This is a genomic window from Kitasatospora sp. NPDC059088, from assembly GCF_042738155.1.
In the GTDB taxonomy this organism is placed as follows: Bacteria; Actinomycetota; Actinomycetes; order Streptomycetales; family Streptomycetaceae; genus Kitasatospora.
Window position 1 is genome coordinate 9,105 of record NZ_JBHYGR010000004.1, and the last position, 21,597, is coordinate 30,701.

General features: G+C 75.8%; 19 protein-coding genes. 10 read left to right on the top strand and 9 right to left on the bottom strand.

Translation table 11 applies throughout. The features are described from left to right. Positions 1-134 precede the first annotated feature (134 nt). Positions 135-1,223, bottom strand: coding sequence for an IS110 family transposase (locus tag ACFWXO_RS02860; RefSeq protein ID WP_380521660.1), 1,089 nt, complete (start codon positions 1,221-1,223; stop codon positions 135-137). Positions 1,224-1,582: 359 nt separating this feature from the next. Between ACFWXO_RS02860 and ACFWXO_RS02865 the strand changes: the two genes are divergently transcribed. Then, the gene (locus ACFWXO_RS02865) at positions 1,583-3,763 is read left to right on the top strand and encodes a BTAD domain-containing putative transcriptional regulator (RefSeq protein ID WP_380521662.1); all 2,181 of its coding nucleotides are present in this window, start codon (positions 1,583-1,585) and stop codon (positions 3,761-3,763) included. 20 nt (positions 3,764-3,783) lie between these two features. On the opposite strand, the gene ACFWXO_RS02870 is transcribed toward ACFWXO_RS02865, so the two are convergent. Both ACFWXO_RS02870 and ACFWXO_RS02875 read right to left on the bottom strand, forming a co-directional pair. Then, the gene (locus ACFWXO_RS02870; RefSeq protein WP_380521664.1) at positions 3,784-4,236 is read right to left on the bottom strand and encodes a nuclear transport factor 2 family protein; all 453 of its coding nucleotides are present in this window, start codon (positions 4,234-4,236) and stop codon (positions 3,784-3,786) included. Positions 4,237-4,392: 156 nt separating this feature from the next. After that, a complete protein-coding gene (locus ACFWXO_RS02875; RefSeq protein ID WP_380521666.1) occupies positions 4,393-4,875 on the bottom strand; it encodes a DUF6882 domain-containing protein in 483 nt (160 codons plus the stop codon). Positions 4,876-4,969: 94 nt separating this feature from the next. Here ACFWXO_RS02875 and ACFWXO_RS02880 point away from each other — a divergent pair, with 94 nt between their 5' ends. Further along, positions 4,970-5,944, top strand: coding sequence for a hypothetical protein (locus ACFWXO_RS02880; protein WP_380521668.1), 975 nt, complete (start codon positions 4,970-4,972; stop codon positions 5,942-5,944). Between the two features lie 36 nt (positions 5,945-5,980). Here the strand turns inward: ACFWXO_RS02880 and ACFWXO_RS02885 are convergent, their stop codons facing one another. Then, complete coding sequence (locus ACFWXO_RS02885) at positions 5,981-6,973, bottom strand: alpha/beta fold hydrolase (protein WP_380521670.1); 993 nt, start codon at positions 6,971-6,973, stop codon at positions 5,981-5,983. 142 nt (positions 6,974-7,115) lie between these two features. Here ACFWXO_RS02885 and ACFWXO_RS02890 point away from each other — a divergent pair, with 142 nt between their 5' ends. The 3 genes from ACFWXO_RS02890 to ACFWXO_RS02900 all read left to right on the top strand — a co-directional run bounded on the left by ACFWXO_RS02890 (position 7,116) and on the right by ACFWXO_RS02900 (position 9,245). Beyond that, complete coding sequence (locus tag ACFWXO_RS02890; protein ID WP_380521672.1) at positions 7,116-7,733, top strand: helix-turn-helix domain-containing protein; 618 nt, start codon at positions 7,116-7,118, stop codon at positions 7,731-7,733. Between the two features lie 130 nt (positions 7,734-7,863). Then, the gene (locus tag ACFWXO_RS02895; protein ID WP_380521674.1) at positions 7,864-8,589 is read left to right on the top strand and encodes a DUF2625 family protein; all 726 of its coding nucleotides are present in this window, start codon (positions 7,864-7,866) and stop codon (positions 8,587-8,589) included. Between the two features lie 86 nt (positions 8,590-8,675). Continuing rightward, entirely contained in the window at positions 8,676-9,245 is a 570-nt protein-coding gene (locus ACFWXO_RS02900) for a DinB family protein (RefSeq protein ID WP_380521675.1), read from the top strand. A gap of 95 nt (positions 9,246-9,340) precedes the next feature. Here the strand turns inward: ACFWXO_RS02900 and ACFWXO_RS02905 are convergent, their stop codons facing one another. After that, positions 9,341-9,793 carry a MarR family winged helix-turn-helix transcriptional regulator gene (locus ACFWXO_RS02905; protein WP_375884116.1) on the bottom strand — a complete coding sequence of 151 codons (453 nt, stop codon included), beginning with the start codon at positions 9,791-9,793 and terminating at the stop codon, positions 9,341-9,343. A 164-nt stretch (positions 9,794-9,957) separates the two neighbouring features. On the opposite strand from ACFWXO_RS02905, the gene ACFWXO_RS02910 reads away from it, so the two are divergent. From ACFWXO_RS02910 to ACFWXO_RS02920, 3 genes are all read left to right on the top strand, one after another. After that, positions 9,958-10,287, top strand: coding sequence for a YrdB family protein (locus ACFWXO_RS02910; protein WP_380521677.1), 330 nt, complete (start codon positions 9,958-9,960; stop codon positions 10,285-10,287). Between the two features lie 168 nt (positions 10,288-10,455). After that, positions 10,456-12,333, top strand: coding sequence for a hypothetical protein (locus ACFWXO_RS02915; protein WP_380521679.1), 1,878 nt, complete (start codon positions 10,456-10,458; stop codon positions 12,331-12,333). Positions 12,334-12,683: 350 nt separating this feature from the next. Then, on the top strand, positions 12,684-13,781 hold the full coding sequence (locus tag ACFWXO_RS02920) for a peptidoglycan-binding protein (RefSeq protein ID WP_380521681.1): 1,098 nt from the start codon (positions 12,684-12,686) through the stop codon (positions 13,779-13,781). 64 nt (positions 13,782-13,845) lie between these two features. On the opposite strand, the gene ACFWXO_RS02925 is transcribed toward ACFWXO_RS02920, so the two are convergent. Together ACFWXO_RS02925 and ACFWXO_RS02930 are read right to left on the bottom strand one after the other, a co-directional pair. Beyond that, a complete protein-coding gene (locus ACFWXO_RS02925) occupies positions 13,846-14,928 on the bottom strand; it encodes a hypothetical protein (RefSeq protein ID WP_380521683.1) in 1,083 nt (360 codons plus the stop codon). Next, positions 14,925-15,230, bottom strand: coding sequence for a hypothetical protein (locus ACFWXO_RS02930; RefSeq protein WP_380521685.1), 306 nt, complete (start codon positions 15,228-15,230; stop codon positions 14,925-14,927). Before ACFWXO_RS02930 ends, ACFWXO_RS02925 begins: the two co-directional genes overlap by 4 nt. Before the next feature lie 189 nt (positions 15,231-15,419). Between ACFWXO_RS02930 and ACFWXO_RS02935 the strand changes: the two genes are divergently transcribed. Further along, positions 15,420-16,010, top strand: a complete 591-nt coding sequence (locus ACFWXO_RS02935; protein ID WP_380521687.1) for a hypothetical protein — start codon at positions 15,420-15,422, stop codon at positions 16,008-16,010. 11 nt (positions 16,011-16,021) lie between these two features. Here the strand turns inward: ACFWXO_RS02935 and ACFWXO_RS02940 are convergent, their stop codons facing one another. Together ACFWXO_RS02940 and ACFWXO_RS02945 are read right to left on the bottom strand one after the other, a co-directional pair. Then, positions 16,022-18,802 carry a BTAD domain-containing putative transcriptional regulator gene (locus tag ACFWXO_RS02940; protein ID WP_380521689.1) on the bottom strand — a complete coding sequence of 927 codons (2,781 nt, stop codon included), beginning with the start codon at positions 18,800-18,802 and terminating at the stop codon, positions 16,022-16,024. A gap of 198 nt (positions 18,803-19,000) precedes the next feature. Further along, a complete protein-coding gene (locus tag ACFWXO_RS02945) occupies positions 19,001-19,756 on the bottom strand; it encodes a DUF998 domain-containing protein (RefSeq protein ID WP_380521691.1) in 756 nt (251 codons plus the stop codon). Positions 19,757-20,002: 246 nt separating this feature from the next. On the opposite strand from ACFWXO_RS02945, the gene ACFWXO_RS02950 reads away from it, so the two are divergent. After that, positions 20,003-21,478, top strand: a complete 1,476-nt coding sequence (locus ACFWXO_RS02950) for a carboxylesterase/lipase family protein (RefSeq protein WP_380521693.1) — start codon at positions 20,003-20,005, stop codon at positions 21,476-21,478. Positions 21,479-21,597: the final 119 nt, after the last annotated feature.

Below are 21,597 nucleotides of genomic sequence, written 5' to 3' on the forward strand. Positions count from 1 at the left end.
CCCGGGCCGCCGCGGGCCACCCATCGCCCCGGGGGGCCGGGGCGGTGGGGGCCCCCCGGGGGGGGGGGGGGGGGGGGGGGCCGGGCGCCCCCCCCCCCCCTTCGCGCGTGGTGGCGCGGATGCTCTTATGGATGTCAAGCAGCGATGGTGAGCTGCTCGGTGGTGGTGCTCGGTGTGCTGGGCGTGGTCAGGACTCGGTAGATCTCTCGGGCGATGAACCGCTTGAGGCAGCGGATGATCTCCTTCTTCGAGAGGCCTTCGGTGGTCCTGCGCCGCATGTAGTTCTTGGTGCGTTCGTCCCAGCGCAGTCGGCACAGGACGATGCGGTAGAGGGCTGCGTTGGCCGCCCGGTCACCGCCCCGGTTAAGGCGGTGGCGGTGGGTGCGGCCGGAGGACGCCGGCAGCGGGGCGGCGCCGCAGAGCATGGCGAACGCCGCCTCGGAGCGCAGGCGTTCGGGGTTGTCCCCGGCGGTGACCAGCAGTTGTCCGGCGACGTCCGCGCCGACCCCGTTCAGTGCGAGCAGGTCCGGGGCGATCTCGGCGACCAGCGGGGCGATGAGGGCGTCCAGGTCGTCGATCTCCTCGCTGAGCCTCTGGTGGCGGCGGGCCAGGGTCCGCAGGGCGAGCTCGGTGGCAACGGTCGGGTCGCCGGCCCGCTCAGGGGCCGGGCCGGCAAAGGCGCAGGTGGCTATGAGCTGTCGGTCGCCCAGGTCCCGCAGCGCCGATCGGAGCTCCTCGGGTGCGGTGACGATCAGGGTCTTCATCTGGCGTGTCACGTCGGCGCGTTGACGCACCGCGCTGCGGCGGGCCACCCGCAGGCTTCGCAGGGCCTCGACGCGGCCGTCGCGCCGCTTGGGTGTGCCGGTGCGGCGGGCGGACAGGGCGGCCCTGGCGGCGGCTTCGGCATCGACGGGGTCGGACTTGCCCTGCCATCGGCGGGCCTTGCGGTCCGGGCGGTCGATCTCCACCACGGTCACGTCCTGCTCGCGCAGGTGGCGGGCCAGGCCCGCCCCGTAGGCGTCGGTGCCCTCCACACCGACCAGGACCAGGGTGCCGAACGAGCGCAGCCACGCCAGGAGTAGGGCGTATCCCTCGGCGTTGGCTTCGAACTGCTCGGATCCCAGCGGGCGTCCGGCCGAGTCGATGGCGGCGGCGGTGTGGGTGTCCTTGTGGGTGTCGACGCCGCCGGTGATCTCGCGGTCCTGGTGTGCGATGGTGGACATCGCCGTCCTCTCCATTGATCCGGGTGGGGCGGCAGCCGCCGGTCCGGCGGGCGGACAGGACAGTGAAGGGGCCTCTGGCCAGGCTCTTATGAAGTCACGCAAGCCGGGCCGGCGGATGCTCACGAGCGGCTCCCGGACGAGGCCGACAGATCCGGTTGAGGACCCGAGGTCAGTCAGAGGTTGAGTCAGACCTGCCCGGGAACCGCTCATGAACATCCTCACTGTCAGATGTGCTCGATTTCCAAAGCCCCCTTGGTAGTTGTGTTGCTTTACCAATCGGTTCGGGGGCTTGGACGAAGATCGCCCCGGTTCGTATCCTCAGCCCGTTCCGTCATGTCCTCGGCACTCAGGGAGTGGGTGTGCGCGTCCGGCTGTTGGGCCGAGTCGAACTCCGTTCCGAGCAGGGGCGCCCCGTCGCCCTGGCGGGTGCGCGCCGCAGGGCGGTGCTCGCCCTGCTCGCGAGCGAACTCAACGACCACGTCACCGTCGAGCGGCTGCTCGACACGGTGTGGGAGGGCGCGCCGCCGCCCACCGCCCGCGCCGCCCTGCACGGGCACGTCTCCGCCGTCCGGCGCAGCCTCGGCGAGGGCCTCACCCTGCTCACCCGCGCCCAGGGCTACGTCCTCGTCGGGGACCCCGAACTGGTCGACGCCGAGCACTTCCAACGGCTGACGGCCGCCGCCGAGGAGACCGCCGACGCCGTACGGGCCGCCGCCCTCCTGCGTGAGGCCCTCGACCTCTGGGACGGTCCCGCCCTCACCGACTCCGGCTCGCTCACCCTGACCGCCACCACCGGCCGACGGCTCGACACCGCCCGTACCCACGCGGTCGAGCGGCTCGCCGAACGGCTGCTGAGCCTCGGCCGGGGCGCCGAGGCCCTCGACGACCTCCGGGCCGTCGTCACCGCCGACCCCCGGCGCGAGCCCGCCGCCGCCCTGCTGGCCCGCTGCCTCCGGCACGCCGGGGACGGCCGTCTCGCAGATCCCGTCTCCATTCCCGCCCCCGTGCCTGCCTCCGTCCCCGCCTCCGGCCCCGCCGCCGGCCCCGGCGACGCCCTGCCCAGGCCCGGCACCGCCCTGGTCGGGCGCGCCGACGACCTGCGCCGCCTGGACGACGCCGCCTGCCGCGCCGACGGCCGGCCCGTGCTCGTCACCGGAGTCGCCGGCGCCGGGAAGAGCAGCCTCGTCCTGCACTGGGCCCATGCCGGCGCCGACCGCTTCCCCGACGGCCGGATCCACCTCGACCTGCGCGGCTTCGGCGAGGAGGAACCCCTCACCCCGGCCGCCGCCCTCGCCCTCCTGCTCACCCGCCTCGGCGTCCCGCCCGCCGAGGTACCCGAGGACCGGGCCCGGGCGGGCGCCCTGCTCCGGCGGCTGACCGAGGGTCGGCTGCTGCTGATCGTCCTCGACGGCGCCCGCTCCGCCGAACAGGTCGAACCGCTGCTGCCCGGCGCCCCCGAACCCGTCGTCGTGGTCACCAGCCGCTCCCGGCTCACCGACCTCGTCGTCCGCGAAGCCGCCATCCCGCTGCCCGTCGGCGGCCTGCCCGAGGACGAGGCCGTCGACCTGCTCAGCCGGATCGCCGGCCCCGAGCGGGTCGCCGCCGCCCGCCGGCTCGCCGCGCTCTGCGACGGGCTGCCGCTCGCCCTGCGGGTGGCCGGCGCCCGGCTCGCCTCCCGGCCCGCCTGGTCCCTCGACGACCTCGTCCACGAGATGTCCGACCGGACCACCGGACTCGCCGCCCTCGCCACCGGCGGCACCCTCGGCATCGCGGCCGCCCTCGGCCGGACCGTCCGCGCCCTTCCCGCCGAGGCCCGTCGGCTGTTCACCCTGTCCGGACTCCACCCCGGCGGGACCCTCGACAGCGCCGCCGCAGCCGCCCTCGCCGGTGTCCCCCGGGCCCGCGCGCGCGAACTCCTCGCCGAACTGGACGCGGCCCACCTCGTCCAGGAGGCCTCGCCCGGCCGCTTCCGCGGCGACCGTCTGGCGGGCCTCTACGCCGCCGAACTCGCCGCCGAACTCCCCGCCCACGACCGGGCCGAGGCGACCCGCCGCCTCCTCGACCACGCCGTCGACGCGGCCGCCGCGGCCCTCGAACGCCTCACCACCGCCGTCCCCACCCAGTGCCTCTCCGCGCGCGCCTTCGAAACCGCCGACCAGGCCCTGGAATTGGCCCGCGGCCTGGTCACCGGCCTGGCCCGGCAGCTGACCGAACGTCCGGGCCCGGACCGGGTGGCGGACGGCGGGCCGGAGCGCATCCTCGACCGGCTGAGCCGCACCCTCGCCGAAGCCTGCCGCGGACCGGCCACCGGGCCCGCCCCGACGGAGCCGCCCCACGGCCACACCCACACCGCCCCCGAGGGCGCCGAGGGCGCCGACCCCGGGGAGTGCGCCCTGATGGACCGCCTCCTCGCCGACCTCCTCCGCACCACCCCGGTGGTCCGACGCACCGAGCCCCCCGGTGCGGGCCCGGCCCCGGCCCCGGCCGTCCCGGCGGACGCGCGGGCACCGGGGCCGAGGCCGGGGCCGAGGCCGGGCTGAACCTCGGGTACGACGGCTCGCTACGGCCGTCCGCCCCGAGGCCACCCCTGGGCGTCGAAGACGGCGACCGGGTCGAGGTAGTCGCGCCAGTGCTTCACCTTGCGGTCCTCGACGGTCAGCACGGAGACGAAGTGGTTGTCGTAGGGCCGCCCCGTCGGAACCGACCTGCCGTGGACCGCGTACTCCAGCACCACCACCGAGGTCTCGCGGTCCCGGTGCACCCGGAGGTCGTCCGCGCCGTGCAGCTCCACGTAGTCGCCGTAGTCGCGGTACAGGTCGACGATCCCCTGGCGCCCCTCGACCCGCCGCGGGTACCCCGGGACGGTGATCACGAACTCGAAGACCACGTCCTCGGCCAGCAGGTCGTAGAAGTCCTCGCCGTCGACCAGGCCGTCCAGACCCTCCTTGACGATCCGGAAGAACGGGCTGTTCGCCCCCACCAGGGGGGTGTCGTCACCGACGGTCCTGCTCATGTCGCCTCCGGGGGCCTGGTACGGGCGTGGTTCACGGCTCCATGCTCGCGGCTCGGGGGAGGTCTTCCCGGCGCGAATCGCCCGTTTTCCGGCGGGCGGCTCGCGCGGGCCCGCCGCGATCAGCGGCCTGGCCCGGCGCCCGCACGCCCGTGGCCGTCAACCGGTGGCGGGCGCCAGGTCGTGGACCAGGAAGTGGAGTTGCCCGTCGTCCGTGGACTCCGCCCACAGCCCGTCGGCGTCCAGCACGGACGCCGCGACCATCCGGGCCTCGGCGACCAGCTCGGGACGGTGGTCGAAGCCCGGCCACGGCAGGACGGGGAAGTCGTTCTCCTCGCCGTACCGCCGGACCCGCTCGATGTCGCCGAGGACCGCGCGCGGCAGCGAGTCGTTCGCCCAGGACCACAGCCAGGACTGCTGGGCGAGGCTGACGCTGCCGATCATCGTGAGACGGCCGGCCAGGAACACCTTCCCGGCGCGCGACCAGGTGATCCGCGCATCGTCCAACGACCAGTGGTACTGCACGTCACCCGACAGCCCGAAGCGGTCGACCATGAGGGCCTGCCGGGCGCGGGCACGTTCGCGGGCCGCGAGCACGACCTCCTCCCAGTCGGAGTGGTCATGCTTCGAGCGGTCGTCCACGGTGTCTCCTCGCACAGAACTTTCGGCGAGATCCTCTCATCCGGCGGGCGGGGGAGGGGGAGGAGGTGTCAGTGGTCTGCGGTTGACTGGTGCGATGGACGAACTCGCCGACCACCTCCAGCGCGTCGACGCCCTGCTGGCCCGTCCGGCCCCGGGCCTCGCCCGCCTGCCCGTGGCGACCGGGGGTGGCCTGGACGCCGCCCTGCGCCGCCTGGTCGAGGCGCTGCGCCCCCGCTGGGGGTCCTCGCGCACCCTGGCCACCGGCGGCTTCGTCGACCCCACCCTCGACGAGGGCCGCGGGCTGCCGTTGGTGTCAGCGTTCCCCGGGGGCGTGGTCGACCTGTGCGGGTGGGCGGTGGGCGGGCGCTGGGTCGGCTGCGGGATCGTCCGGCCGGACGGCGGGAGCGGCGAACCTCAGCTCCTCGTGCTGACGGCTCCCCGGGCGGACCCGGCGGAACTCGCCCTTCCCGCCGACTACTTCGAGGAGGACGACCGGGCCGACGGGTCGGGTGCCCGCTGGGTGCGACGGCTCGCCGCGGTGACCGGCCGGCCCCGGTCGCGGCAGTGGTCCGTCGACTGGCCGTCGGCCGAGGCCCGGCTCGGCACCGCCCTGCCCGCCGACTACCGGCACTTGGTGGAGCACTTCGGCCACGGCACGTTCGCGGGTTTCCTCGACATCTTCCTGCCCGGTCCCCAGCCCGGCTCCGACGATCCCTCCTGTCTGGTGAGGAACGCCCGAACCCTCGCCGAACTCGCCGCCGCCCACCCCGACATCGCCGCGGTCTACCACCCCTACCGGCTCCACCCCGCCCCCGGCGGGCTCCTGCAGTGGGCCGGCTCCGTCCAGGCCGACCAGTTCTACTGGCTGACGGAGGGCCCGGACCCGGACAGGTGGCCGGTCATCGCCCGCAACGAGGACGGCGACCACGAGGCCCGCTTCGACGGCTCCACCGCCGAGTTCGTCCACCGCCTCCTCACCGACCACCGGCACCCCTTCTCCATCGCGGAACTCCTCGACCACCGCGACTTCGAGCCGTACGAACCCCACTCCTCCTGCGAGGACGAGTGACGGCCCCGGAGCCTGCGCCCTGGCCCGGTCGCACCGTCAGGCCGGGAGGGCGTCGAGCCATTCGGTCAGCAGGCGGTTGACCTCCGCGGGCCGCTCCTGCTGGATCCAGTGCCCGCAGCCGTCGAGGAGGTGGGCGGCGGCCAGGCCGGGCAGGGTGGTGGGGAAGGCGGCGATCGCGTCGGCCAGCCAGGTCGTGGAGGCGTCCAGCGCCCCGCCGATGAACAGGGACGGCTGCTCGATCGGCGCGCCGCGGTACGGGGCGAGGTCCGCCCAGTCGCGGTCCATGGCGCGGTAGCGGTTGAGCGCCCCGGTCATGCCGGTGCGCTCGAACTCGCCCGCGTACACGTCGAGGTCCTCCTCGGTCAGCCAGCCGGGGAGCGCGCCCCGGGGGAAGCGGTCGCGCAGGCGGCCGCCGGCGCGGGCCAGGAAGTGCGGGTCCGGCTCGTCCCGGCCCGGCATGGTGTCGGCGGACAGGGCCGCGTAGAAGCCCGCGAGCCAGCCCCGGAGGTCGGACTCCATCTCCGCCTCGGCCCGGCCGGGCTCCTGGAAGTACGAGACGTAGAACTCCTCCTCCTCGCCGCCCACTTGGGCGAGGACCTCGCCGGGGCGGGGGCCGCCGGGCGGCGCGTAGGGGACGCTCAGCAGGGCGACGGCGCGGAAGGCCTCGGGGTGCAGCAGGGCGGAGGTGGCCGCGATCCCGGCACCCCAGTCGTGCCCGACGACCACCGCCCGCTCCTCGCCGAGGGCGCGGACCACGGCGACGTTGTCCGCCGCCAGGTCCACCATCCGGTAGGCGTCCGGCCCGGCCGGCGTGCAGGACCGGCCGTAGCCGCGCACGTCGAGTGCCACGGCCCGGTACCCCGCCGCGGCGAGGGCCGGGAGCTGGTGGCGCCAGGAGTACCAGGACTCGGGGAAGCCGTGCAGGAGCAGCACCAGCGGTCCGCTGCCCTGCTCGACCAGGTGCAGGCGCCCGGCGGGCCCCTCGACGGTGCGGTGGTGCGGTTCGGCGGACGGCAAGGGGCGGTTCATCGCAACTCCTCGGTGAACGGGCGGGTGCGGCTGCCCACCGATCATGCGGCGCCGCGCCCGGTCGGCGCGAAGATCCTTGACATCCTGGCAAACTGGCAGGACAGGGCGTCGGCGAGGGTACGACCGGAGGGGGCGGGCAGCGGTGACGGACGACCGTACGGCCGACGTGCTGGCGAGCATCGGCCCCCGGCTGCGGTCCGCGCGCGAGCAGCGCGGGGCCACCCTCACCGGCGTCAGCGGCGCGACCGGGATCGCGCTGAGCACGCTGTCGCGGATCGAGACCGGCCGGCGCCGACCGACCTTGGAGGTGTTGCTGCGGCTCGCGCAGGAGTACGGCGTCTCGCTCGACGAGCTGGCCGGCACCGCTCCCGCTCCCCCCGCCGGCACGACGACACGGCGGCGGCGCACCGGCGCCACCGACAAGTCCGTGCTGCCGCTGACCCGCTACGTGGGTGGCCTGCACGCCCACAAGCACGTCCTGCCCGCCGCCGCCACCGCCGACGCGCCACCGGCCCGGCCCCGGCAGTCCTCCCACGACGGGTACGAGTGGCTCTGCGTCCTGTACGGGCGGCTCCGGCTGGCCCTCGGCGACCAGGACCTGATCCTGGTCGCCGGTGACGTCGCCGAGTTCGACACCCGCACCCCCCACGGCGTCGCGAACGCCGGGACCGACGCCCCGGTCGAGTACCTGGTCATGTTCGGCCCCCAGGGCGAGGTCCTCCGCCCCCGCACCCCGCCCCTCGGCCGCACCACCCGCTAGCGGAGCGGCCTCCCGGCGGGCAGGTGCCGAGCGGGCAACGGCAGTTGCCGGCCCCGACCGGCAGGCGGGCAGGCGGGCGGGCGGGCAGGCGGATGCCGGGGCCGGGTGGGTTCGGTGCGATCATCCTCGGATGCGAGAGATCGACGAGTTGACCGAGGTGGACGATCCGGCGTGGCCCGAGCTGGCGGCGACGATCGCGGCGGTGGCCGTGCCGGTGGAGGTGCTGCCGGTCGACCAGGAGGAGGGGCGCCGCTGCCTCCTGCAGTTGCAGGTGACGGCGCGGTCGGTGCTCGGCGCCCTGGTCCTGAACACGGGCGGGCTGCTGCTGGACGACGGGTGGGTGCGGGTGTTCGGCGGCGGTGCGGCCGGGGACGGGGGCCTGCCGAGCCTGGGCCGGGTCAACGGGTTCCCGGCGGCCTTCGAGTCCGCCTGGCATCCCGCGGACGGTCTCGTCGTCGGCCACGACGCCGTGGGCGGGGTCTTCGCGCTGAACGGCCACGACCCCGCGGCGGCGGGCCGTCCGGGCGCGCCGGGGCAGATCACCTACTTCGCTCCCGACACCCTGGAATGGGAGGCCCTGGAGATCGGCCACTCGGCCTGGGTCTCCTGGCTGCTCTCGGGAGGTTCGGAGAGCTTCTACGACGGTGTGCGCTGGCCCGGTTGGCGGGCGGAGGCCGCGGCCCTGACCCCGTCCCAGGGGATCACGGTGTTCCCGTTCCTGTGGTCCGAGCAGGCCCAGGCGGACCTGGCGGCCACCAGCCGCCGGGCGGTGCCGATGCACGAGGTGCTCGGAGTGGCGGCCGACTTCGCCGGGCAGGCGGGGCTGACCGACCCGGGATTCCTCGGCGAGGTCTGAGGCGACGCGCCCACCTGCGCCGGCGGGCGTGAAGACGCCGCGGCCACATCCCCTTCGCACCGCACGAACCGCACGAGGAGCTGCACATGGACCATCGGGACGTCGACACGGCCCTGGCGGAGTCGCTGAAGGTCCTGGGACCGCATGCCGACGAGGACTGGACGGTGTCGGCCGGTCCGCTGGAGTGGAGCTGCTGGGAGACGGCGGCTCACATCGCGCACGACCTGCTGGCCTACGCGGGGCAGGTGGCAGCACGTCCCGCCGACTCCTACCTCCCGTTCGACCTGACCGTCCGCCCCACCGCCTCCCCGGCCGAGGTGCTCCGGACGGTCGCCGCCTGCGGCCGCCTCCTCAGCTCCGCACTGGCCGCGGCCGCTCCGACCTCGCGTGCCTGGCACTGGGGTCCCTGCGATCCCGAGGGCTTCGCGGCCATGGGCGTCGCTGAAATCCTGCTGCACACGCACGACATCAGCCAGGGGCTGGCCGTGGACTGGCAGCCGCCCGCACCGCTGTGTGCGGCCGTGCTCGGTCGGCTGTTCCCCGACGCTCCTCCCGGAGACCCCGTCCAGGTGCTGCTCTGGTGCACCGGCCGCCAGGAACTGGACGGCCTTCCCCGCCGAACCTCATGGGTGTGGAAGGCGGCGCGCTCCGACTGACCGCACGGGCCGGTCGGTGGGGCGGCGGGCGGCGTCGGTGCGAGGGCACCGGCGCCGCCTTCGCGTTCCGGGGGCCCGGGGGCCGGAACCCGGGGTCATTCCTCGACCGGCAGCCCGGCCTCGCGGGCGAGCACACCCAGGGCCCGGCGGAGGGACTCGCGTTCGGCGGGGGAGAGGGCGGCGGCCAACTCGTCGTCGACGGCGTGCGCCAGGGCGGTGCACTCGTGCAGCAGGGCGCGGCCGTCCGCGGTGAGGGTCAGCGTCTGGCGGCGGCGGTCGGCGGGGTCGCGCTCGCGGGCCACCGCGCCCAGCGCCTGCAACTGGTCGGCCAGGCTGACCACCAGGCTCGGCGCCACTCCCATCACCTGGGCCAGCTCCAGTTGGGAGGCGGCGGCACCCGCGTCGAGGGTGGCGAGCAGCGCGACGTGCTTCGGCTTGAGGCCGCGGCTCTCGACGGCGGCGGTGAAGCGCGCGGTGGCGACGGTGCCCAGGGTGCCGAGGCGGAAGGCGAGCGAGGAGGTCAGCGAAGGGGGGTTGACGGCGTCCATGGCGGCGATAATATCTCCACAGAATCATTCAGGGCTCGAATCATTGGAGGTGTGCTTGATATGCGGGGGACGATGACGGACTCACCGCCGCTCGGGGCCGGCGCCCTGGCGCTGCCGCACCTGGCGACGGCGCGGCGGGCCACCGGGGGCGCACGATGACCGCGGTGCTGCGCACGGCCGACGACGCGCTCGCCTTCCTGCTCGAACTCGCCGTCTACGCCGCCGCCGTACGGTTCGCACTCACCCGGCGCACCACCCGGCCGGCCCGCTGGGCACTCGCCCTCGCCCTGCCCGCCGGGTACGTCGCGGTCTGGGCCCTGTTCGGCGCACCGGGCGCGCAGGTGCCGCTGCACGGGGCGGCCCGGGCGGTGCTGGACCTGGTCTGGTTCGGCAGCGCGGCCGTCCTGCTCCGGGCAACGGGGCTGCGCCGTACGGCGGTTGTCTTCGCGCTGGGCTACCTGCTGACCACGGCGGTGCACCTGATGCTGAGCTGAGGCGGGCCGAGCTGGGCCGTGCTCCGCCGAGGTGTGACGGTCGACCGGGGGAGCGGTGAACCGGAGCGGGGCGGCGGGCCGTATCCCCCGGCGAGAAATCCCCGTGGGCGGCGGCGGACCCGGGACGGGCCGGGTGTCGGCCGGCCCTGACTCAGGAGAGCGACCGCCATGCCCAAACACCGGCTCAGCCGCCGTCGGCGGATCGCCGCCGCTGCCACCGCGATCGCGGCCGGCGGCGTCCTGATCGTCGCGCAGAACGACGCCCCGGCCGCCGCCACCGACCCGGTCGGCCTCAATGCCGCCTACGAGTACCTGGGTTGGGGCGATGCCCAGGACCCGGTCGCGGTGATGAAGGCGACCGGGCTCAAGCAGTTCACCCTCGCCTTCCTGCTCGCCGGCCAGGGCTGCGACCCGCGCTGGGACGGCAGCCGTCCGCTGACCGGCGGGGACGACGAGGCGAAGATCAAGGCGATCCGCGCGGCCGGCGGCGAGGTGGTGGCCTCCTTCGGCGGCTGGGACGGCGCCAAGCTCGGCGAGAAGTGCGCGGACTCCACCCAACTCGCCGCCGCCTACCAGAAGGTGATCGACGCCTACCAGTTGAAGGCGATCGACATCGACATCGAGTCCACCGAGCTGACCAGCGCCGACGCCCGGCAGCGGGTGGTCGAGGCGCTCGGTGCGGTCAAGGCGAAGAACCCCGGCCTGCGGGTCTACGTCACCTTCAGCACCGAACTGAACGGCCCGGACGCCGACGGCGCGGACCTGATCGCCCGGGCCGCCAAGGCCCACGTGGAGGTGGACGGTTGGGTGGTGATGCCGTTCGACTTCGACAGCCACCCCGGCACCATGGTCGACGCCACCGTCTCCGCCCTGACCGGCCTCCAGCAGGCCCTCGTCCACGCCTACGGCTACGACGCGGACACCGCCTGGCGGCACACCGGCCTGTCCTCCATCAACGGGCACTCCGACAGCAAGGACGAGGTGGTCGGCCCGGCGGACTTCCGCGCCATGCGGGACTTCGCGGCCGCCCACCACCTGGCCCGCTTCACCTACTGGGCCGTCAACCGGGACCGCCCGTGCAGCGGGGAGTTCACCGCGGAGAGCGCCTCGGTCTGCGGCGGGATCCAGCAGGACCCGTACGCCTTCACCAGGATCGTGGCCGGCTACCACGTCGACTCCACCCCTGGGGGACCTGTCGGCACCAGCTCCCACTGCCCGGACCCCGAGCCCGCCAATCCCGAGCCCGCCACCGGTGTGACCACCACCGCGAAGCCCGCGGCCGACGGCGGGCCACCCGCTCCGACGGCCACCCGCAAGCAGACCCGGCGCGCGGCGACCGAGGCCACCGCCGCCACCGGGATGCCGGCGGACGACCACCAGCCGCCGGAATCGGGCGCCTCACCGTCGCCGACGGCCACCCGGCAGCAGGAGCGGCGCGCGGCGAGCGCCGCCACCGCCACGGCCGGGGAACCGGCCGGTCCGACGGACGACGGCTCCGACGGGCCCACGGCGAGCCCGAGCGCGAGCCGGACCAAGCACGGGACGCCCAGGGCCACCGCCTCCGCCGCGTCCCCCACCGAGTCCCGCGCCACGAGCACCCGTACGGCCCCCGCGACGCCGACGGCGGACTGCACCACGGTCTCGGCCCCCGCGCCCGGCCCGACCACCCCGACCGGTACCGGTACCGGCACGGGCAATGGAACGGCTCAGCCGAGCCGGACGCCGGCGCCCACCGCGACCGCGACCGCCCCCGCCTCCGACACCGACCCGGCGCCGACCGACGAGCCCACCACGGCGCTCCCGGCCCCGACCCCGACCCAGTCCTCCGCCCCCACGACGTCCCCCAGTCCCGCCGCCCCCGCCCCGGCGCCCACCACCGAAGCGGCCTCCGGCACGGGCTCCGGCACCGGCCAGGCCCTGGCCCACACCGGCGGCGGCGACGCCACCGGCATCCTGATGGAGGGCGCCGGCGCCCTGCTGCTGCTCGGCGGCGCCTTCGGCATGGTCGGCACCCGCCGCCGCCGCGAAGGCGAGCGCGCCCGGTAGCGGGCACCGCCCCGGGCTGAGCGGCCGACCGCCCGGCCCGGGGCGGGGTGAGGGTCCGTGAGGTGACCGGGCGCGTGGCGGCCCGCGCGGTGGAGGACGCGCGGGACGGTTTCCCGGGATGCGGGCCGGGACGCCGCGGATTCCCCGGTGGCCGAGGGCTGCGGCGGACGCCGTCCTTCCGTCCGTCGGCCCAGCTCAACGGCTGCGCCCGTTGGGTGCCGCGCCGGGGCGGCGGCTCGTCCCATCGGCCGGGCGGGTGCCGTGAGACGCGGCCGTCCGGCGGATGGGACGGCGTACCCCTCCCGTACGGGTGGCCGGGTGAGGCAGAGTTCTGACGAATCATCATGGATTTGGAGACCCCTGTGAACACCGTCCTCCCCACCCGGCGCCGCTTGTCGCTGGGCCTGGCCCTGGCGTCCGTGCTGACGGGCGTCGGCGCCTTCACCGCCTCGGCGGCCTCCGCCGCGACCGTGCCGGCCCCGATACCGATCACCTCTCCGTCCTGCCCGGCCAACCTCCAGAAGGGCGAGGTCGACGGCTGCGTCACCCAGCTCCAGCTGGAGCTCAACCAGACCGGCGCCCACCTCACCGTGGACGGGCAGTTCGGCTCGGGTACGGACACGGCGGTGCGCGACTTCCAGACCGCGCACTCCCTGGACGTGGACGGCATCGTCGGCCGGGCCACCAAGGCGGCCATAGACGCGGCCGCGGCGGCCGCCTCCGGCACGGTCGACCTGCGCACCCAGTGCGGGGACCTGCAGAAGGGCGCCACCGGCGCGTGCGCCAAGACCCTGCAGTCCATGCTGAACACCTTCAACGCGGGCCGCCTCACCGTGGACGGGCAGTTCGGCCCCGCCACCGACACGGCGGTGCGCAACTTCCAGGCCGCGCACGCCCTGGCCATCGACGGCATCGTCGGCACGGCCGTCAAGAACGCCCTCTACGGCAGCAAGCCCGTCCCGCTGCCCAGCGGCCCGATCGACTCCACCAAGGTCCTGAACGCGGCCAAGTCCTACCTGGGCGTCCCGTACGTGTGGGGCGGCGGCCACTCGCTGCGCGGCGAGGGCCCCGGCCCGTCGCTGGGCACCTGCGACGGCTACACCGGCTCGATCCAGCCCTGCCCGGCCAACACCACGGCCGGGATGGACTGTTCGGGCCTGGTCCGGGCCGCCTTCTGGTTCGGCGCCGGCATCGACCTCGCCAACGGCGGCGACACCACCGACCAGACCCTGGACAAGCACCTCACCCCGATCACCGAGGACCAGCGGCAGCCGGGCGACGTCGAGTACTTCGGCACCGACGCCCACAACACCCACCACGTGGTGCTCTACGCCGGCACCGACTCCGCCACCGGCGCGGACATGATGTACGAGGCCAAGGAGACGGGTACCAACGTGCACTACGCCGGTCTGCGCACCGGCGGGTACTGGTACCGCGTGACCGCCTGACGGTCTGACGGATGGCCCTACGGGCGCTCGCGCGGGTGACGGTTGCCGTCACCCGCGCGTCGCGTCACCCCTGGCAGGTGACCCGGACCGCGGCGGCCGCGAGGTGGGCGTGGGTGGCCCGGCCGGAGCCGGTCCAGTCCTGGCCGCGGTTGTGGAGGCGGACGGTCAGTGGTCCGGCCTGGGCGCGGAAGGTGCCGGCGTCCACCCAGCTGCCGCGGTGGGAGACCTGGTCGACGGTGAAGGACCCGAGGTCGGCGCCGGAGACGGCGGCCACCGTGTAGTAGGCGGGGGCGCCGCCGACCTGTTGGACCGAGGAGGAGTCCGGGACGTAGACGGCGACGGCGCAGGTGGCCGGGCCGGGGCCGGTGTCGAAGGTCCACAGGGCGTAGGTGCTGTTGTCGTCCTTGGCGCGGTCGCCGGACATCGGGACCGCGTCGTACCGACCGTCGCAGGAATCGCCGCCGTAGCCGCCGCTGCTGACGGTGACCCAGCCGTCGGCCCCCTGGCGGAACGCCCCGACCTCCTGGAACCGGGCGCCGGGGCCGGAGCAGCCGAGTCCGGCGACGGCCCGGTAGCCGGGGGCGGGCTGTGGGGCGGGCGGGGCCTGCGGGGCGGCCAAGGCGGGTGTCGCGGCTGGTGCGGCTGGTGCGGGGGTGGTGGCCGCCGGGGCGGCGGGCCGGGAGGCCTGGGCCGTGGGCGGGGCCTGGTGCGGGTCGTCGGTCGGGGACGGCGCGGCGGACGGGTTCCCGGTGGGCGTGCCGGTGGGGTCGGCGGAGCTGCCGGGCGTCGCGGTCGGCTCGGTCGGCCCGGTGGGTGCGGGCGTCGGGGGGTGGGCCCGGCCGTGGGTGCCCAGGGGCGAGCGGCCGGTCGGCGCGGCGGCCGTGGCCGGGTCGCCGCTGCCGCCGTCCGGCTCGATGAACGGGGCGACGAGCAGCAGGACCGCGCCGGTGGCCATCGAGGCGGCCATCGCGATCCGCCGGGCGTCCCAGCGGGACCGGTCGCCCAGCCGGCCGAGGCCGGCGGACAGCCGGGCGGCGAGCGTGGCGGCGGTGGGGTGCGGCGGGTCCGGTTCGCCTTCCTCTTCCTCGGCGATCCAGGGCAGTTGGAGGCCGGGGCCCGGAGTCGTGCCGTGCGGGTCCTCGTTCAACGGGGGCCTCCGGCGGGGGCGGTGAGGTCGGTGAGGTCGGCGGGGACGGTGAGGGCCTCGGCCGGGGCCCCGGCGGTGTCCGCCCCGTCCGGCAGCGGTGCCCGGACCCCGGTGCGGGTCGGGCCGGACGGTGGCCGGGCCGGGGTTCCGGCCGCTGCGGGCGCCGCCGCGCCGGCCGGGTGCGGCCGGGCGGGAGCGGGTGGGGGCGGGACGTGCACCGCGAGGAGTCCGGCCGTGACGAGGCCGGCGGCGGCCGCGCAGCAGATCACGGAGATCCGCCTCGGTGATTCGGTCCTGGTCACGTGTGCTCTCCCCGGGTGACGGTGCTCGCCGGGTTGCACGGCCGGCGGGCACCGACCGGTTCACGGCGCCGACCGGTTCACGGGGGTCGACCGGTTCACGCTGGTTCGAACCTCCCGGGCCCGCCGTCCGTGGTACCGGGTGGGGCCGGGCGACGAACCGGCGCGGACGGACGAGGGAGGACCGCAGCGATGGCCTGGTACCAGGGGCCGAGCCGGATCACGGTGACGGCGGTGGAGGGCGAGTGGCCGCAGCGGGCGGTGGTGACCGTCCGGGGCGCCGCCCCGGTGGAGATCCCGGCGACGGTCGGCGCGGTCCACCTGGTGGCGGCCGACAACTGGCAGCTGGCGCTGGAACACCGCTACGGCTCCGAGTGGTGCCCCAACATCCGTGCCGTGCAGGGGCGTTGGCAGGAGATCCGGGGCGTGCTGACGCAGTCCGTGCACAGCCGTAACCGCGACCGGGCGGGCGACCGCCGGGACCGCAACCTGGTGCTGCGGATCGAGCGGGTCGAGCCGGACGGCGGCACGCCCGCACCTGCGGCCGGGCCGGCGCCGTCGGCGGCACGCCGCACCACGGCCTCCGGCGCGGCGGCTCCCACGGCCTCGGGCGTACGGACGACCGCAGGCGGCTCGGCCCGCCCCACCACCTCGACGGCCTCCACCTCGACGGCCTCCACCTCGACGGCCTCCACCGCGGCGACCGCCTCCGCCGGCGTACCCGCCGTACCCGGCCTGCCCGGCCGTCAGCCCGCGCCGTACCGGCCGTCCCGGGGCGTCTGAGCGCGTGCCCGTCACGGCGGCCCGCACTGCGCCAGCCGTTCCTTCACCCGCTCCACCTGCCGGGTCATCCGCCCCTGCTCGGCGGCGAGTTCGAGGGCGTGCTCCCAGTGGGCGCGGGCCTCGGCGGTCCGGCCCCGGTCGTACAGCACCTGCCCCATGACGTCCGCGAAGTCGAACTCGGCATGGGCCTGGTTGCCCTGGGCGCGGCCGAGTTCCAGGGCGCGGTGGATCTGCTCGACCGCCTCCTCGGAGCGGCCGAGCGCGCTCAGCACCTGGGCGTGGGTCTTGGTCGAGATCACCAGGTACGGGTCGGACTCGCGGCCGGCCAGCAGGGCGAGCGATTCGGTGATCGGTGCGAGGCCCTCCGCGGCCCGGTCGGCCCGCAGCAGGGCGTCGGCGAGGTTGTTGAGCGCCTGGGAGAGCGTCCGGTCGTCGCCGCCGGCCCGGGCCTCGGTGACCGTCTCGACGATTCCGGGGAGGGCCTTCACCGGGTCGCCGTAGTCGTCCAGGAAGCTGTTGCGCATGCTCAGGTAGCGGTGCCGCAGGACGGGCCGGCTCTCCGGGTCGGCGACGGCGACGGCGCGCGCGGACTGCTCCAGCGCCTCGGCCCGTCGGCCCAGCCAGCCCAGTGACAGGCTGTGGTTGGAGTACAGGTGCGGCCAGTCGGCGGCGGTCCCCGCGGCCTCGGCGGCGCGCAGCGCCGTCCGGGCGGAGTCCTCCCAGGCGCGGAACAGGCCGGCGTCCAGGTAGAGGTACCCGGCGTTCTCGACCATCCGGCAGGCGTACTCGGGCCGCCCCCACCGGCCGGCCAGGGCGATCAGGCCGCGGACGGCGGGCTCCTCGCCCCGGAACCAGTCGAGCGCCTCCGCCGAGCTCGCGAACTCCGGCGCGCCGCCCGGGGGGTGTGCGGACGGGCGGTGGTGCCGGGCGTCCGGCCGGGCCAGCACGAGGCCGGCCGCCGTCGCGGCGAGGTAGTGGTCGAACAGCCGGGCCAGCGCCGCGTCCCGGGTGGCGGCCGGCAGCTCCTCGGCGGCCTGCCGGGCGTACAGCCGGACCAGGTCGTGGCGCTCGAACCGGCCGGGAACGGTCTCCGCCACCAGGTGCGCCCGGTGCAGCAGTTCCAGGGCGGCGGCCGCCGCCCGCAGGCCGGTGCCCGCGAGCGCGGCGGCGGCCCGGGTGTCGACCTGCTGGCCGGGGTGGATGCCGAGCAGCCGGAACAGACCGGCGGCCGGGCCGGGCAGGCTGCGGACCGTCAGTTCCAGGGCCGCCGCCACGCTCAGCGCGCCCTGGGTGGCCAGCGCGGCCAGTCGGGAGCGCTCGTCGGCCAGTTCCCCGGCCAGGGTCGCCACCCGCCAGTGCGGGCGGGTGGCCAGCCGCGAACCGGCGATCCGCAGCGCCAGCGGCAGCCCCTCGCACAGCTCCACGACCCGCCGCGCCGCCTCCGGCTCGGCCGCCAGCCGGGGCCGTCCGGTGACCTCGGCGAGCACGTCGAAGGCGTCCCCGGCCGGGAGCGAGGCCAGCGGCAGCGCGCGGGCGTCCGCCTCGACGACCAGCTCGGTCAGCCGGTGCCGACTGGTCACCACGACCGCGCAGCCGGGCTCGACCGGCAGCAGCGGGCGGACCTGCCCGGCGTCGCGGGCGTTCTCCAGCACGATCAGCACCCGGCGCCCGGCCAGCAGTCTCCGGCAGGCCGCCGCGGCCTCCTCCGGGGTGGACGGCACGGCGCTCTCGTCGGCGCCGAGCGCCCGCAGCAGCTCGGCCAGGGCCTCCTCGGGGCGCAGCGGTTCGGTCTCGTCGAAGCCCCGCAGGTTGACGGCGACCCGCCCGTCCGGGAAGGCCGGTCCGAGCCGGTGCGACCAGCTCAGCACCAGGGCGGTCTTGCCGACCCCGGCCGGGCCGGTGACCAGCAGGACCGGGCCGTTGCCGCCGTACCCGGGCCGGTGCGTTCGCCGGGAGCTCGCGCACTGCTCGTCCAGCCAGGCCAGTTCGCCCGCCCGGCCGACGAAGCGGCGGGGAGCGTGCGGCAGTCGGGCGGGGGCGGGCGCGGGTCGTTCTTCCGCAGCAGCAGCAGCAGCGGACCGGACCTGAGCCGCGGCCTCGCGCAGTGCCGGCCCCGGGTCGATTCCGGCCTCCTCGGCGAGCCTGCCGCGCGCCTCCTCGTACACAGCGAGGGCCTCGGCGCTCCGGCCCTCCTGGTGGAGGCAGAGCACGGTGAGGCGGACGAGTGATTCGCGCAGCGGGTGCTCGGGGAGTACGGCGGTGAGCTGTGACGTCACCGACCGGCCCCGGCCGGTGCGCAGCTCGTGCCCGGCGAGTTGCTCCAGCGCCTCGACCCGCAGGGTCTCCAGCCGTCCGGCGGCGGCTTCGCGCAGCGCGGCCGAGCCGCAGTCCGCCAGGGTCGGCCCGCGCCAGAGCGCGAGCGCCTCGCGCAGCAGCGGGACCGCGGCCTCCTCCCCGTCCGCGGTGCCGACGCGGTCGAGCAGGTGCTCCAGTCGGTGGGTGTCGATCAGCTCCGGGTTGGCGTGCAGGACGTAGCCGGGTGCGCGGGTCTCCAGCCGGAGCCCGCCGTCCAGCAGGGTGCGCAGCCGGGCGATGTGGCCCTGGAGCGCGGCCCGGGCGGTGGACGGCGGGGCGTGCTCCCAGGTGAGGTCGACCAGCCGCTCGACCGGGACGACCCGGTTGGCCTCCAGCGCCAGCGCGGCCAGCACGGCCCGCCGCCGGGACCCCCCGACGTGCACGGGCACGCCCCGGTCGCTCCGCAGTTCCAACGGTCCCAGCAGGAGAATCCGCATGCCGCACCCGTGTTCCCAGTCCGTCCCCGGCCCCCGGCTGCACCTTAGCCGGATCGCCCCTCGTCCCTCGTCCCTCGCCCCACCCGACCGGGGCCGGGGACCGCCGGGCCGAGGTGGTGGGAGGCGACACCCCCTACCAACCGGCCGGCCCCGCTGATCGGTTGCCTCCCGCTCACGGGAACTTCGGCGGCCGGTCCGTCAGTCGGCGGTCCCGACGGGCTGGGGCGCTCCGGAGCCCGGCCCGTGCAGGCCGTGCAGTCCGCGCAGGCCGCGCAGGCCGCGCAGCGCGCGCAGGACCGTGGCCCCGGCGATCAGCTCGGCGGCCGTGATCGAGTAGACCGAGCCGCGCTCGAACACGGCCGCGTGGTACGGGACCGGATCCGTCGGCATCATCGTGAGCAGGACGACGGCGCACACCAGCCCGACCGCGCCGCACCCGAGGACCGCCCAACCCGGCCACCGGGCCCGGCCGCTGCGCACCAGGTGCCCGCCCACCACCACCGCCAGCAGGTTGCCGCCGATGATCGCCATGCCCGCACCCAGGCCGTGCCAGGCCATCGACCCGTCCCGGTCCGCCTCCGGCGAACCGTGCACCAGGCCGACCAGGACGATCCCCACCCCGTGGACCACGGCCAGGACCAGGTACGCCCAGCGCAACCACCCCGGCAGCAGGTGCTGCAGGACCAGGGCCGCGGCGACGAACAGCAGACCCTGCGCGATGAACCCGGCGTTCATCACCGCGTTCAGCGGCGAGCAGATCGTCCGGCCCTGCAACACCCCGCCGCAGGAGGGCACACCCAGATCGCTGATGAAGTTGTGCGCGTAGTCGTAGACCGGGTCCCGCCAGGCGGAGGCCGCCATGGCCTCGGCGACCACGTACTGGACGGCCGCGACCACGAGCGCCACCGCACCCGACTTCCACGCGACCGCCCTGACCTCGTCGTCGATCGCCATCCTCAAGAGCCTTCCGTGTCGGGCCCGACGGAGTTCAAGGAGCCGGGACCACGATCCTGGCGCACGGAGCGGCAGTTGCCGCGACGACACCCACGCGCCGGGTCCCCGACCTCCCTCACGTCCCGACTTTCCCGATTCCCGGTGGCGGCGCCTGCCGCGCGATTGACTGGGGGGACGGGCGAGACGCCGATCGGACGTGCGGCCGCCACGGAACCGCAGGGCGATGGTGAAGGAGAGGTGGCAGCGATGGCCGTGCAGGAACGCCCCGTCGTCGTGACCGGGTCGGGCAGCGTGCGGGGCGTCGTGGAGGGTGGCGTGGCCGCGTTCCGGGGCATTCCGTACGCGGCCTCCCCGGTGGGGGAGCGGCGCTTCGCCGCGCCCGGACCGCACCCGGGCTGGCCGGGCGTCCGGGACGCCGCCCGTCCGGGGCCGGCCGTGCCCCAGGGGCCGTCCCGGCTCGAAGCGGTGATGGGGTGGCGCGCCCCCGACTGGGACGAGGACGGCTGCCTCACCCTCAACGTGTGGTCGCCGGAGCCGCCGGGTCCGTCCGGCCCTCCCGCCGAGGGGTCCGCCCCGGGCGGCCGCCCGGTCCTGGTCTGGTTCCACGGCGGCGGGTTCAGCAGCGGATCCGGCGGCTGGGACTGGTACGACGGCCGGCACCTCGCCGCCGCCGGAGGCCTCGTCGTCGTCACCGCCAACTACCGCCTCGGACCGCTCGGTTACCTCCACCTCCCGGAGCTCGGCAGCGACAACCTCGGGGTGCGCGACCAGGCCGCCGCCCTCGCCTGGGTGCGGCACAACATCGCCGGCTTCGGCGGGGACCCGGAACTGCTCACCGTCGGCGGCCAGTCCGCCGGCGCCTACTCCGCCCTCCACCTCGCCCTCGCACCGCAGACCGGCCCGTGGATCGCACGGGTCGTCACCCAGAGCGGCCCGTTCGGCCTCCCCCCGCAGGACCCCGGCGAAGCCGCCGACCACGCCCGCCGCTTCCTCGGGATCCTCGGCCTGGACCGCCGCCCCGACCCGCTGGCCGCGCTGCGCGCCGTCCCGCCCGGGCAGCTGCTCACCGCCTACGGGCAACTCGCCCGGGACGTCGCCCGCCCGGGCAAGGTTGCTCCGCCGATGTACCCCGTCCTCGGCGGCTACGGCCTGCCGGTGACCTGGCAGCAGGCCCTGGCCGACGGCCGCCTGGACGGCAAGCAGCTGCTGACCGGCACCACCCGGGACGAGATGACGGCGTTCTACGCCTTCGACCCGGCCGTCCGCACCGCCACCGCCGAGCGGGCCCGCGCGATCGCGGCGACCCTGGCGGAGGACGGCGCCGAACGTTACGACCGCACGGCCGCCACCGTTCCACGGACGCCGGGCGACATCCTCACCGAGGTCGCCACCGGACTCCAGTTCCGTGACCGGACCCTCGCCATCGCCGACCACCACGCCGCGGCCGGCCACCCCACCTACGTCTACCGCTTCGACCGCACCCCGACCCCGGACCCGGCCCGCCTGGGCGCCACCCACTGCGCCGAACTCCCCTACCTCTTCACCACCTTCGACGCCTACCCCGACAGCTCCATGCTCGGCGACGCCACCCCCGCCGCCCGCACCCTCGGCCACGCCTTCTCCCACGCCGTGGCCACCTTCGCCGCCACCGGGCGTCCCCCCGCCGAGCACTGGCCCCCGTACGCCCCCGCCGACCCGACCACCGTCCGGCACTTCGGCTGATCCCGGGCCCCTCGAAGGCGCAGGCGAAGGGGGGCTTGAATCTCCCGTCGGGGGAGACGCCAGGCAAGGGGAATGGACGGCGACACGCCTCACTCGATCGGCGAGCCGGTTCGGCGGGC

Coding starts and splice junctions, on each gene's coding strand:
- ACFWXO_RS02945 (WP_380521691.1), bottom strand. CDS start 19,756: ATGGCGATCGACGACGAGGTCAGGGCGGTCGCGTGGAAGTCGGGTGCG.
- ACFWXO_RS02885 (WP_380521670.1), bottom strand. CDS start 6,973: ATGAACCGCCCCTTGCCGTCCGCCGAACCGCACCACCGCACCGTCGAG.
- ACFWXO_RS02915 (WP_380521679.1), top strand. CDS start 10,456: ATGCCCAAACACCGGCTCAGCCGCCGTCGGCGGATCGCCGCCGCTGCC.
- ACFWXO_RS02905 (WP_375884116.1), bottom strand. CDS start 9,793: ATGGACGCCGTCAACCCCCCTTCGCTGACCTCCTCGCTCGCCTTCCGC.
- ACFWXO_RS02900 (WP_380521675.1), top strand. CDS start 8,676: ATGGACCATCGGGACGTCGACACGGCCCTGGCGGAGTCGCTGAAGGTC.
- ACFWXO_RS02860 (WP_380521660.1), bottom strand. CDS start 1,223: ATGTCCACCATCGCACACCAGGACCGCGAGATCACCGGCGGCGTCGAC.
- ACFWXO_RS02950 (WP_380521693.1), top strand. CDS start 20,003: ATGGCCGTGCAGGAACGCCCCGTCGTCGTGACCGGGTCGGGCAGCGTG.
- ACFWXO_RS02940 (WP_380521689.1), bottom strand. CDS start 18,802: ATGCGGATTCTCCTGCTGGGACCGTTGGAACTGCGGAGCGACCGGGGC.
- ACFWXO_RS02870 (WP_380521664.1), bottom strand. CDS start 4,236: ATGAGCAGGACCGTCGGTGACGACACCCCCCTGGTGGGGGCGAACAGC.
- ACFWXO_RS02935 (WP_380521687.1), top strand. CDS start 15,420: ATGGCCTGGTACCAGGGGCCGAGCCGGATCACGGTGACGGCGGTGGAG.
- ACFWXO_RS02895 (WP_380521674.1), top strand. CDS start 7,864: ATGCGAGAGATCGACGAGTTGACCGAGGTGGACGATCCGGCGTGGCCC.
- ACFWXO_RS02880 (WP_380521668.1), top strand. CDS start 4,970: ATGGACGAACTCGCCGACCACCTCCAGCGCGTCGACGCCCTGCTGGCC.